Raw genomic sequence first — 12,054 nt, 5'->3', positions numbered from 1 at the left:
GTTGTCAGGAATCAATTGAGTGCACTGTCACCATATTGGCCGGAGGCTCGCCTGCGGCCATCCTTCGAGACGCCCGCTTCGCGGGCCCTCAGGATGAGGGCGGGTTTTGCGGCGAAAGCCTGAGACCGGCCAAGAGGAGAGTGATCAACGCTCGATGGAGCCGGAATGGCGCTCCCTAGGGGAATCGAACCCCTGTTTCAGCCTTGAGAGGGCCGCGTCCTAACCGCTAGACGAAGGGAGCGTGAGGGACAGGACATAGCCGCGAATTTTGTCGGCGGCAAGCCTCGATCGGGGGCGAAAACCCCGGATATGCACGGTCAACGCGGCTTAGGCTTAATTGCGCGGCGGGCCGCCGCGCGCCCTACGAAACCGCCGGGAACACTCACGGCTGCTTCAGTTTCTCGATCGCCGCGGCGCCGGCGGCCGGCTCCAGGCGGAACAGGCCTGCGCCCGCAAAGGCGGATTTGAACGGCGAAGAGGAGCGGATCTGCTGGCCGCTGCTGCCGGCGACGGCCTGGTTGAGGAGGTCCTGGCCGATGGCGCCCGTCCGCTGCGTCCCGACGCCAAAATAGTAGGTCTTGCCGGCCTCGACGGGGACTTCGACCTCATAGTCCGTCATCGACATCTTCATGTGGGAGGCGATTTTGTGGACGCCCGGCGGCCGGTCGACGAAGAAGAACGTCCCCATGTCGACCTTTCCGACGGACTTGCCGTCGATCAGGATTTCCGACGAGGCTGCCATTCCGCCCATCGCGCCGAAAATGCCCTTCTCGCGCAGGAAATAGAGCCGTGCGTTCCGCGAGCCCGTTGGCTTGGCCTGCGCCGCGGGTTGTTTGGCCGGCGCGGCAAGTCCAGCCTGCCTGGCTGGCGCTGTGGGCTGCTTGGCCGGCTCTGCGAGCGCCGCAAATCCAGCGCATCCGTACGACCCGGCAACGAGTGCAATTGCGACGACGCGCGACTTGATACGTCCCATTCCCAGTCCCAGCCCAACTTCCCAAGCCCAAGAGCTAAATCAGAAGTTGCGCGGCAAGACAAACTGGACCGGAGAACGATCAACAGCCGTGGCCAGCCCTACGGCTCATTGGCAAATTTCAGCTTTCCGGCCGGCTTCAGGGTGTGGGCGTCGAAGGTGCGGATCTCGATGACGCCGCCGACGTCGAGCGTGATCACGAGGCGGTCGCCGGCGACCCCGGTCGAGACGATCTTGGCGCCCTTGGGCAGGGCGGCGGTGACGTCGCCGGCCATTTCGGACGCCCTTCCCTCCGACTTGAAAAGGCGGTAGCCCACCGCGATCAGGACGGCGCAGATTGCCAGCGCCGTGGTCAACCCCGCGATCAGCATCATCCGCCGCACCCGCGCGAACAGCGCGGCCTGCTCGGGGCTCGGTTCGGGAACAGCGGTATCAGACGTCGTCATGGATAGCTCAGGCTCTGCGCAAAGGTTGGAAGTTGTCGTCGCCGGCGACGAGGGCTCGGCTCGGCTTGACCGCGTGCTGGCGGCGCACCTCACCGACCTGTCGCGATCGAGGCTGAAAGCCCTGATTTTGGCGGGCGCGGTGAGCCTCAAGGACGCCGCGATCCGCGACCCCGCTTATCACGTCACATCCGGCGATACGATCACAATCGACGTGCCGGAGGCGGCCCCGCCCGAGCCCAAGGGCGAGGATATCGCCCTCGATATCGTGTTCGAGGACGACGACATCGTCGTCCTCAACAAGCCGAAGGGCCTCGTCGTCCACCCCGCGGCCGGCCACGAGACCGGCACGCTGGTCAACGCGCTGATCGCCCATTGCGGCGGCTCGCTCTCCGGCATCGGCGGGGTACGCCGGCCCGGCATCGTGCACCGGCTCGACAAGGACACGACCGGGCTGATGGTAGTCGCCAAGAACGACCTCGCCCATGCCTCGCTCACCGCGCAATTCGCCGACCACGGCCGGACGGGCGCGATGCGCCGCGGCTACATGGCCTTCGCCTGGGGGCTGCCGGGACGCCACCGCGGCACCGTCGATGCGCCGATCGACCGCCACCCGTATGCGCGCGAGAAGATGGCGGTGCGCCAGGGCGGCCGCGAGGCGGTGACGCATTGGGAGCTTCTGGAGAGTTTTGCGGGGCGTGACGGCAAGCCGATCGCCTCCCTGCTCGCCTGCGAGCTCGAGACCGGACGCACCCACCAGATCCGCGTCCACCTCGCCCATATCGGTCATCCCCTGATGGGCGACGCCGTCTATGGCCCGCACTTCAAGACCAAGGCGAACCACCTCGGCCCCGAGTCGCAGGCGACTCTGGCCACGCTGGGGCGGCAGGCCCTGCATGCCTATTTGCTGGTATTGGAGCACCCGCGAACCGGAGAATTACTCCACTGGGAAGCGCCGCTGCCGAAGGATTTGCTTCTCCTTCAGGGTGCCCTGAAAGCGGCGCTATGACGCAGGCCACCTTGGAAAAGCGTTACATTACAAAAAGTTATAGCTGCCACACGGGGACGTGACGTCAGCAATCCTTCCCTTTTTGACCCCCCTTGGGGTATATTGCGCTTGCGTTGGAAATGACCAACGGAACATCGCAGCTACGGCCGGCTTTAACACAGCGGTCGTCTGCCTGGCCCGCCGCTATCGGGGGCCTGAACCTTGGAGGGCTTCATCATGGCCCGTACCGCTGCTTTGCCGGTCCTCAATGGAGAATCCGGCCTTTCTCGCTACCTCGCCGAGATCCGCAAGTTCCCGATGCTGGAACCCCAGCAGGAATACATGCTCGCCAAGCGTTGGCGTGAGCATGACGATCGCGACGCGGCGCACCAACTCGTCACCAGCCATCTCCGCCTCGTGGCCAAGATCGCCATGGGCTATCGCGGCTACGGCCTGCCGATCTCCGAGGTCGTCTCGGAAGGCAATGTCGGCCTCATGCAGGCGGTGAAGCGTTTCGAACCCGAAAAGGGGTTCCGTCTCGCCACCTACGCGATGTGGTGGATCAAGGCGTCGATTCAAGAGTACATCCTGCGTTCCTGGTCGCTCGTGAAGATGGGCACCACCGCGAACCAGAAGAAGCTGTTCTTCAACCTGCGCAAGGCGAAGAGCAAGATCAACGCGCTGGACGAGGGCGATCTCCGCCCCGACCAGGTGAAGATCATTGCCAAGCGCCTCGGCGTCACCGATCAGGACGTGATCGACATGAACCGTCGCCTCGGTGGTGACGCGTCGCTCAACGCTCCGATCCGCGATGACGGCGAAGCCGGCGAATGGCAGGACTGGCTGGTCGACAACACGCCCAACCAGGAAGCCATGCTGGCGGAGCACGAGGAGTATGACGAACGCCGTGACGCGCTGAACGGCGCCATGGGCGTGCTCAACCCGCGCGAACGCCGCATTTTCGAGGCTCGCCGCCTCGCCGATGAGCCGATGACGCTGGAAGACCTTGCCGCCGAGTTCGGCGTGTCGCGCGAGCGCGTCCGCCAGATCGAAGTCCGCGCCTTTGAAAAGGTACAGGCCGCGGTCAAGGGCACGATCGCACGGGCGGAACAGGCCGCGCTGGAAGCCGCGCATTAAGCGGGCTTTCGCGGTAGATATTGGCGGATCGACAAGAGACAGAAAGCCGGCGGCAACGCCGGCTTTTTTGTTTGTGGCGATGCTCTGTTTGAGTGATCCGCCGTGCCTTCTCTGCGCGATGCGACGCGCCGTACCTCCACACTCGCTGTCGTGCCCCGGCTTGAACCGGGCGATGACAGCGGTGGTTGTGGCGGAGAGTCTTGCCAAGTGAGATCGCCATCACAGTCTCCTTCCCCTGGCCGACATAGAACCGGGCTTGCCTTGAACCCGCGCGTCCGGTCAACCGACCCAGAATGATCGGGCCGGCGGCCTCAACTGAACGGACACCAACCGTGTCGATCATCCTGCAATCCACCGTCGGCGGCTTCTCCGCCCAGTTCATGCGCAAGCTGCCGCTGGTCGAGCAGGCGATGCGCGAGCACGGGCTCGATCCCGCGGAGTTCGTCATCTCCAAGGACTATGCCTCGACCGCGACGATCCCGCTCATGGGCCCGTTCTTCTATAATTACAGCGTGTTCTTCGGCGACGAACAATTCCGTCACCGAGCCGAACGACATGGTGTTCCTGGACTACTTCTTCAAACGCGTGCTGGCGTCGGACGGCCCGCCGGAATTGCCACGGCGGCCGGGATTGATGCGGCGGCTGTTCGGATGGATGGCGCAGCCGGTTTAGCTCGCCATTCCGGAGCGCGTCATGGATGCTTCCCGCTCAATCGTCCTTGTCGATCACGCTTGCCGCAGGACGCTTGCTGATGTATGTGCTGCCGCCCGGCGCGATATCGCGCCTTTGTTGTTCAGCGCAACCAAGGGAGGCGGCATGAAAAGTAGATCGATACGTTCTGACCGCCGACCTCTTTGATCGGCAATCGGTCATAAGCTGAACGCCGCTTCGCGGCTGTTCTCCATTCATTGCATCTGGCTGCGAGGGGCGCGACGCAACAAGGCGTCGCGCCGTGTCGTCATGTATTTGCGGTTCGTTACACCGCTCATCCACCCGCACAGTCGCGTGGAGAGCGGCTTCTTTCGTGCGTCCTGGTATGTCCAACGAAACAACTGTCCGGACTGGATCCGGCATGAGCTCTCGGACCAGTTCAATTGGTTCGCGCAGCATCTGCCGCTTCCTGGACGCATCGCGCGTCACTTCAAGCGGCGCGATTCGATCTGGGGCATTTGCTGGTTCGATCCTCAAGCCCGCGAGGCTGTCAGCCGCGCGCGCTACTGCGCTTGGCTGCTCGAGGAGGGTGGCCTGCCGGTGCGCACGATTACAACCTCGCGCCAGCGCGAAGTGATCTGGCGCGACGCGCACCAGATCGTCACGAAGCCTTCCGCCGATCTTCCCAAGGCATTCCCCTGAGCCTGGGAAGACCGGTGGACTTACACTCTCGATGGCCGTCCGGCACCGGAGGTTTCGGCCTTCGGTTTGCCGGACGCGCCTGCCCGTCACTCCCCCCAAATCCGCGCCAGCGTCGCGAGCCAGCAGCCTTCGCAATAGCGGGCGTCCTTGTAGTCGATCCAGTTGTGCGCATAGACGTGGTCGAGCGGGATGCCGTAGCGCGCGCGCAGCACCTTCACGAGGATCTTCCATGCGGCGACCTGCGCCTCGGTCGGGCCGGCGGTGACATCCGGATAGTTGCCGGCGAACTCGACGCCGATCGAGTTGTCGCGCACGACCTGGCGATAGGTCGAGCGGTTGTCGATGTACTTGTTGTCGTTGCGGTTGGCGCCGTCGCCATGGGTCGGCATCAGGTTCTCGGCAACCGCCCAATAGACCGTGCCGTCGGTCTCGACCCACACAGTGACGCCGCGGCGCGTCGGGTTCTTCGACTGCTCCGCCGCGCCGCCGCGCGCCGAACCTGTCGGCCCCTCGGTCTGGTGCACGATGATGTTGCGCCAGGGATGGGCGTCGCGGACATCGCCCCATGGTGCGAGCCAGACCATTTTCAGGCCGGGAATGTCAGGCGTGCCGGAGACGCGCGCGATCTTCGCGAGCTCGGCGTCCGTTGCGGCGGCTGGGGTGAGCAGAAGAAGGGCGGCGAGAAAAGCCGCGAGCAGGCGGAGGATCATCATACGGGTCCAGGGCGGCCCAAATCGTAGCAGGCTTTATGCGAATTTGCGCGTGGCCTCGCCGAGCCCGGGCCGCTCAGGCGAGAGCGGCGGGGCCGGATCGTAGACGGCAAAGTCGTTCTTGCCGTTTTTCTTGGCGGCATAGAGGGCGTGGTCGGCATGGGCGATGAGGCGGTCCGGAAACTGGCCGATGCCGCGGTCCCATTCGGCAACGCCGATCGAGATCGCGATCGGGATGTCCCTGGTTGTACAGGCCGCGGCGTCCTGGCGGCAGACCTCGAGCACGCGGCGAGCGATCGCGGCAGCCTCGCGCAGGGACGAGGACGGCAGCACGACGCAGAACTCGTCGCCGCCGGTGCGGGCCAGCATGTCGCCCGGCCGCAGCCGCGTTTGCGCCATCAGGGTGAAGTGCCGCAGGCAGGCATCGCCCGCGGCATGACCATGGGTGTCGTTGATGGCCTTGAAGCCGTCGAGATCAATCACCATCAGCGAGAACGGCTCGCCGCTGCGCTCGGACCGGGCGCATTCCTCGGACAGGCGCTGCAACAAATGCCGCCGGTTGGCGACGCCGGTGAGATCGTCGAGCAGTGCGAGGTCGGCGACCTCGTTGCGCAGGCGATCCATCGCCATCAGCAGGAAGCCGAAATTGAGCGTCATCGACAGGAACAGGAGGCCCAGCACCATGACGCCATGAGCCTGACCGCCGGCGCGCGCCGAGAAATCGTGGCCGAGCAGATTGCCCAGCGTGCGAACCGCAAAGATCCCGATGATGGTGAGGATGACGATGCCGGACAGCCGTGCGCCCGGGCTGACGCGGCCTTCCGGCGGCGCCAGGAGCAGACGCAGCGCCAGCACCAGCGGCAAGGCCTGGCCGAGCGTGTAGCTGAGCATGCGCAGCTGCATGTGCTCGAAGCCGACCACGAAGAACACGACGCCGGCGAGGCTTAGCACCCCCGTTGCGGCCATGACGCGCCATGAGACCGGCCGGTCATAGAAGCGCTGAATGCCCATGGCGGCGAGGCAGCTCGCCGCGATGATACCGGCAGCGCCGACAAGAAGCGGCAGGGGAGAGGCGACGAACAGGCGGACTAGGGCCGTCATCGCGCCGGCGGCGCCGACGAACGACGATGCCATCCAGAACCGCGCGGCCGCAAATTTCGGATAGGAGCGCGTCACGTAGGCCCAGATCAGGCCAAGCGCCAGGAAGTTGACGACGAAGACTGTCCAGAGTGTCGGTACGTTCAGCATGGCGCGTGCGGCACGCGCAGCGTCGCCCCCCCCCCGTCTCTCGCAGCCGTTCGTCCATGACCCTTCCCCGCGTTCTTGCGGAGAAGAATGCGCGGATTGCACTTAACAGAACCTCACTGCGATCTGCGAAAGCTCGCCCTTGGTTTTGGATTCATGAACAGTGCGCCGCGATTATCGGATCGTTAGGCATGTCGCGGCCTCCCTGCGCGGTCACGCCGATGCGCATTGCGATGCGGATTCGCGGGCAAAAATCACCCGAAAACGCATCTGAGCTGTGGATAACGTAATGACACAGATATGACAGCACGGGGCAGCCGCCCGCGAATCTGCTGAGTTTGTGGTCGAGGATGTTGCGAGGCTGGCCCTCCGCCGAGCATCCCTCGTGTCGCGTTTAACCATGAACCCTTGAGAGGATACTATGGCTAAGAAAGCGAAGAAGGCGAAGAAGGCGACGAAGAAAAAGGCCAAGAAGGCCGCGAAGAAGAAGTAGCCAGCATGTTCTTTGCCCGGGTGGAGCCTCGCTCCGCCCGGGCGTCGGGTAAGATTGAAGAGTTTGAAGATGGCGGGCACAAGGCCCGCTTTTTTATTGCTCCACGCTCAGCTGCGGCTTTCTCCCCGCAAGCGGGGAGAGATGAAGGCGAAGCCTACCGCTCCGCAAACGCCAGCTTGGCACCAAACGCGGCAAAGCTGCGACGCAGCCAGGCCATGACGCGCGGCCGGGAGATGACGCGATCGCGTACCGACGCCGCACAGAGACCGTAGAGGACGAACACCGCAAAGGTCATCGCCATGAAGGCGCCGCTCAATTCCAGCATCCGCGCCAGCACGTGGGCTTCATCCACCGCAATGAACTGCGGCAGGAAGGCCAGGAAGAAGATCGACAGTTTCGGATTGAGGATGTTGATCAGGAAGCCGGTGACGATGACGCGGCGGCTCGACCGCTCCTTGATCTCGCCATCGACCGCGAGCGCTCCGGTCTCACGCAGCGCCTGCCAGGACATGTAGAGCAGATAGGCGACGCCGCCCCATTTCAGCGCGGCAAAGGCGAGCGCGCTGGTATGCAGCACCGCGGCAAGCCCAAGCATCGCAGCTATCATGTGCGGCACGATCCCAAGCGTGCAGCCGAAGGCGGCAGCGATGCTCGCGCGCGAGCCGCGGGTCAGCGCCGCAGCCAGGGTGTAAAGCACGCCAGTGCCGGGCGAGGCGACGACGATGAGCGAGGTAAGCAGGAAGGACAAGGTCATGAGCAGACCCTATCACCGCGCCTCACGGCAAGAAAGCGAGCCCCCGGATCAATCGTCAGGACAGCTGCGCGAGCTCGGCCTCGCGGAGCACGTCGAGCGGCGCCCATGGCTTGGCCCAGAATTTCGCGCCATCGGGCAAGGGCTGCGCCAAGGGGCGGCCGGAGGTGACGACGATGTCGAGCTTTGGATTGCGGTCCTTGGCGACGTGCGCGAGCTCGACCCCGGTCATGCGCCCCGCAAGCTGGACGTCCGTCAGCATCAGACAGAGCGCGCCGGCGCTCTTGTCGAGCACCCGCTGGGCAGCCTCGGCGCTGTCGCACTGGATGACCTGATAGCCGCTCTCCTCCAGCAGAAGACTGAGCATCTCCCGTTGCATGACGTCGTCTTCGACGATCAGCGCCGTCGCGCGAAATGGTTCTGCCTGTCCCATGGGGCTGCTCCAGTGCTTGCTTGCGTAACCTATGTTAAGGAGCCAGTTCGCCGGTGGTTCAGTTCCATCATGGAAAATGTAGATCCTAGTTCCACGCGACCGGCTTGACGGGGGGACATCATGACTGCCATTCGCGGCGCCGCCGCTATCACGGGAGCGGCGAGCGGCATCGGGCGCGCGCTGGCAATCGAGCTCGGAAGTCGCGGCTGCGATCTCGCGCTCGCCGACCGCGACGAGGCCGGATTGAAGACGCTCGCCGCCGAGATCGGTGCCGCGCGCAAGGTCAGCGTGCATCGCGTCGACGTCAGCGAGCCCGGCGACATCGCAGAGTTCGCGTGTGATGCGATCGCGGCGCATCCCGCGCTCGGCATCGTCATCAACAATGCCGGCGTGGCGCTGATGGGATCGTTCGAGGAGATCGACCAGGCGCAGATGGAGTGGCTGTTCGACATCAATTTCTGGGGCGTGGTGCACGGCACGCGCGCCTTCCTGCCGCATCTGAAGACGCTGGCAGAGGCGCACATCGTCAACGTCTCCTCGATCTTCGGCATCATCGCGCCGCCAGGACAGTCGGCCTATGCCGCCGCCAAGTTCGCGGTGCGCGGCTTTTCCGAGAGCGTGCGCCATGAGCTCGCAGTGGCGGGCAGCCCTGTAAGACTGTCGGTGGTGCATCCCGGCGGCGTCGCCACCGCCATCGCGCGCAATTCGCGCACCGGGGTCGGCGTCACCGACAATGCGCGCCGCGCGCAATCGATCGAGCGGTTCGAGAGCGCGGCAAAGACCACGCCGAAAGACGCGCGCTGCGCATCATCAAGGGCATCGAGAACAACCAGCCCCGCATCCTGATCGGCAACGACGCCCGCTTCATGGACATTCTGCAGCGCTTCCGCCCCGGCACCTATTGGGCACCGTTGCAGCGGAAGCTGGAGAAGATGGCAAAGGGGACGGCGTCAGGGATGCGCTGACCTCGCCACACGTCGCGCTGTCATTCCCCGCGAAAGCGGGGAATCCAGTACGCCGCGGCTTCTCAGCTCTATCGCTGCTGTCTCTGGAATACTGGATCGCCCGCCTTCGCGGGCGATGACACCTAGTATGAGGCGCGAGCGCTCCGCATCTCTACACCAGCCCGCTTCACTGCCCCGCCAGCCGGTCCGCAAAATAGCCGATCGTCTTGCGGTAGATCACCGCCCTGTTCCACTCCCGCATCGCCTCGAAATTGGCGGTGCCTTCGCCGTAGGGCTGGCCCATCTTGAAGCCGCTGGTGTGAAGCAGGTTCGCGGTCGAGGCGAGCACGTCGGGCACGCTGTGGCGCAGGTCGACGTGGCCGTCGCCGTCGAAATCGACGCCGTATTTGATGTAGGACGACGGCAGGAACTGGGTCTGGCCGATCTCGCCGGCATAGGCGCCGATGAGGTCGCGCAGCGGCAGGTCGCCGCGCTGCACGATCTTGAGCGCGGCGAGCAGCTCGCCCTGGAACAGCTCGGTGCGGCGGCAATCATGCGCGAGCGTGGCGAGCGTGCGGATCACGGGCAGCTTGCCGATGTCGCCCTTGCCGAAATCGCTTTCCAGCCCCCAGATCGCGACCAGGATGTAGCGGGGCACGCCGAACTGCTGCTCGATCCGCGAGAGCAGCGCCGCGTGGCGCTGCAACAGTGCCTTGCCGCCATTGATGCGGCCGGGACCGACGCGGGTCGAGACATACTGCTCAAAGCTCTTGTTGAAGGTGTAGCGCTGGCGCCGGTCGAACGCGAGCACCGCGCCATCCTGGGCGATGCCGCTGAAGGCCGCGCTGGTCACGCTCGCCGAGACGCCGGCTCCTTGCGCCTCCGAGCTCATGCTGGCGACGAAGCTGTTGAAGTCGCCGCCGCAGCGCGCGGCCTGCGCCGATCCGCCGGCCAGACAGAGGATGAAGGCGGTGGCCAGGGCGAGTCTCGACATGCGGGAAAATCCTTTGAAGAATGAACGCGGAAAGCGCGCGATCATGCCCGGGAACCGGATTCGCGTCAAAGCGGCAGATCCTCGCCAGAACCGATCGTATCTTGGCCGCGACAAATGAATTGCGCTCGCCCCGTCCCCAACCGATCGAGATGACCATGTCCATTCCGCACCGGATGCTCGCTGTCCTCGCCCTGCTCTCCTTCACAGCCACCGCCGCCGCCGCGCAGACCCGCGATGTCGCAGGCAGCCGCGACTATCCCGGCATCGGCCGCTTCACCGGCAGCGTCATCACCGGCTACGTGACGAAGGATTTTGACGCCGCACGGATGCAGGCGGCCGCCTTTAGGGACGGCCAGCCGGTCGATGCGCGGCGGCTCGAAGGCCGCATCTTCCGCATCGCCTATCGCACCAATCCGGGCCCCTCGATCCTGGAAGTGGCGCGCAATTTCGAAACGCAGCTTGCGAAAGCCGGCTTCGAGACCTTGCTCGCCTGCGACACCGACGCCTGCGGTGCCATTCCCTTCACGGAAAGCATCGACACGCTGCCGGTGCCGCAGATGTGGGTCGACGGCTTCAACTACCGCTATTTTTCTGGCCGCAAGATCGAAGGCGGACGCGAGACCTATGCCAGCGTCATCGTCAGCCAGAACAACCAGGACATCACCGCGCAGGTCACGGTCGCCGAGCTCGGCGCCATCGCGAACAAGATGGTCGATGCTGCCGCGATGGCGAAGGGCCTTGGCGAGACCGGCCACATCGCGCTCTACGGCATCTATTTTGATACCGACAAGGCGGTGCTGAAGCCGGAGAGCCGCCCGACGCTAGAGCAGATCGCAAAGCTGCTGACGAGTCAGCCGCAGCTCAACGTCTTCATCGTCGGCCACACCGACGGCCAGGGCGCTTACGAGTACAATCTCGATCTCTCGAAGCGCCGCGCCGAAGCGGTCGCAGCCGAACTCGTGAAAAGCTTTCGGATCGCGCAGACGCGGCTGCGCACCGCCGGCGTCGGATTGCTGTCACCCGTCGGTTCCAACGCTACGGACGCCGGCCGCGCGCTCAACCGGCGCGTGGAGCTGGTGGCGCCGTGACGGCCTCACTCATCTTCCCATCTGCGCTCCGAGTATCTCTTGAATGGCGTTGTCGCTGGAGAAGCGGCTCGCCGTACAGGAACTCAGCACGTGTAAGCAGTGAGGTGTGCAACCGCGGACATGGAACTCGTTCGTACAATGGAACACAACCTGTGCACGCGGACGGAAGACGTGCAGGCGAACGCGCTTTCTTACAAAGCACGCACCTCTCGTTGCGTTGCGAGAGCAGGAAATATGAACAAAGTGATTTGGCCATCCAAACAATTGCTTTGATGCGCATCAAAACCAGACATCGCGACCAGCGCATATCTGACGCGCTCGATGCGACATCACAGCGTCAACGATTTGCCTTGCCACGCTATGGCGCAAGTTATAGTCTTCTATTCTAGGTTGTCGCCCCGCCAGCCCCGGGCGACGCTGAAGACCAAAAATAAACGGCGGGCTTTGCGGCCCGCCGTTTATTGAGCGAAGGGTCGCATCGGATTTTACGAAGCGCCGGACGCAT

Annotated in this window: 12 protein-coding genes, 1 tRNA gene and 1 pseudogene; 6 read left to right on the top strand and 8 right to left on the bottom strand. The window is 64.4% G+C overall.

The genetic code is table 11. The features are described 5' to 3' along the window. Positions 1-166: 166 nt before the first annotated feature. The 3 genes from J4G43_RS10905 to J4G43_RS10895 all read right to left on the bottom strand — a co-directional run bounded on the left by J4G43_RS10905 (position 167) and on the right by J4G43_RS10895 (position 1,416). Positions 167-241 (bottom strand) — tRNA-Glu (locus J4G43_RS10905). 141 nt (positions 242-382) lie between these two features. Beyond that, complete coding sequence (locus J4G43_RS10900; RefSeq protein WP_208084783.1) at positions 383-973, bottom strand: DUF2846 domain-containing protein; 591 nt, start codon at positions 971-973, stop codon at positions 383-385. Positions 974-1,071: 98 nt separating this feature from the next. Then, positions 1,072-1,416, bottom strand: a complete 345-nt coding sequence (locus tag J4G43_RS10895; protein ID WP_208084782.1) for a hypothetical protein — start codon at positions 1,414-1,416, stop codon at positions 1,072-1,074. Here J4G43_RS10895 and J4G43_RS10890 point away from each other — a divergent pair. The 4 genes from J4G43_RS10890 to J4G43_RS10875 all read left to right on the top strand — a co-directional run bounded on the left by J4G43_RS10890 (position 1,415) and on the right by J4G43_RS10875 (position 4,891). Then, on the top strand, positions 1,415-2,422 hold the full coding sequence (locus J4G43_RS10890) for an RluA family pseudouridine synthase (protein ID WP_063985479.1): 1,008 nt from the start codon (positions 1,415-1,417) through the stop codon (positions 2,420-2,422). The two genes, J4G43_RS10895 and J4G43_RS10890, sit on opposite strands and share 2 nt — an antisense overlap. A 216-nt stretch (positions 2,423-2,638) precedes the next feature. Continuing rightward, on the top strand, positions 2,639-3,538 hold the full coding sequence (gene rpoH, locus J4G43_RS10885) for an RNA polymerase sigma factor RpoH (protein ID WP_014492123.1): 900 nt from the start codon (positions 2,639-2,641) through the stop codon (positions 3,536-3,538). A gap of 332 nt (positions 3,539-3,870) precedes the next feature. After that, positions 3,871-4,290, top strand: a complete 420-nt coding sequence (locus J4G43_RS10880; RefSeq protein WP_228411348.1) for a hypothetical protein — start codon at positions 3,871-3,873, stop codon at positions 4,288-4,290. A gap of 253 nt (positions 4,291-4,543) precedes the next feature. Continuing rightward, complete coding sequence (locus J4G43_RS10875; RefSeq protein ID WP_223153852.1) at positions 4,544-4,891, top strand: hypothetical protein; 348 nt, start codon at positions 4,544-4,546, stop codon at positions 4,889-4,891. 86 nt (positions 4,892-4,977) lie between these two features. On the opposite strand, the gene J4G43_RS10870 is transcribed toward J4G43_RS10875, so the two are convergent. The 4 genes from J4G43_RS10870 to J4G43_RS10855 form a co-directional block, all read right to left on the bottom strand. Continuing rightward, positions 4,978-5,604 (bottom strand): peptidoglycan recognition protein family protein, encoded by a 627-nt coding sequence (locus J4G43_RS10870; RefSeq protein WP_208084781.1) that lies wholly within the window; start codon positions 5,602-5,604, stop codon positions 4,978-4,980. A 33-nt stretch (positions 5,605-5,637) separates the two neighbouring features. Further along, positions 5,638-6,849: a GGDEF domain-containing protein gene (locus J4G43_RS10865; RefSeq protein WP_208084780.1), complete on the bottom strand. Its 1,212-nt coding sequence runs from the start codon at positions 6,847-6,849 to the stop codon at positions 5,638-5,640. Positions 6,850-7,493: 644 nt separating this feature from the next. Next, the gene (locus tag J4G43_RS10860) at positions 7,494-8,093 is read right to left on the bottom strand and encodes a LysE family translocator (RefSeq protein ID WP_208084779.1); all 600 of its coding nucleotides are present in this window, start codon (positions 8,091-8,093) and stop codon (positions 7,494-7,496) included. 55 nt (positions 8,094-8,148) lie between these two features. Then, positions 8,149-8,523, bottom strand: coding sequence for a response regulator (locus J4G43_RS10855; RefSeq protein WP_208084778.1), 375 nt, complete (start codon positions 8,521-8,523; stop codon positions 8,149-8,151). 120 nt (positions 8,524-8,643) lie between these two features. Here J4G43_RS10855 and J4G43_RS10850 point away from each other — a divergent pair. Beyond that, a pseudogene (locus tag J4G43_RS10850) lies at positions 8,644-9,488 on the top strand (SDR family NAD(P)-dependent oxidoreductase). A 166-nt stretch (positions 9,489-9,654) separates the two neighbouring features. Here J4G43_RS10850 and J4G43_RS10845 read toward each other — a convergent pair. Continuing rightward, positions 9,655-10,461: a lytic murein transglycosylase gene (locus J4G43_RS10845; protein ID WP_063985485.1), complete on the bottom strand. Its 807-nt coding sequence runs from the start codon at positions 10,459-10,461 to the stop codon at positions 9,655-9,657. A 149-nt stretch (positions 10,462-10,610) separates the two neighbouring features. Between J4G43_RS10845 and J4G43_RS10840 the strand changes: the two genes are divergently transcribed. Further along, positions 10,611-11,549, top strand: a complete 939-nt coding sequence (locus J4G43_RS10840) for an OmpA family protein (protein ID WP_208084777.1) — start codon at positions 10,611-10,613, stop codon at positions 11,547-11,549. The last annotated feature ends 505 nt before the right edge of the window (positions 11,550-12,054 follow it).

This window comes from Bradyrhizobium barranii subsp. barranii, assembly GCF_017565645.3.
Lineage (GTDB): Bacteria > Pseudomonadota > Alphaproteobacteria > Rhizobiales > Xanthobacteraceae > Bradyrhizobium > Bradyrhizobium barranii.
This window is presented reverse-complemented; position numbering and strand designations above follow the sequence as displayed.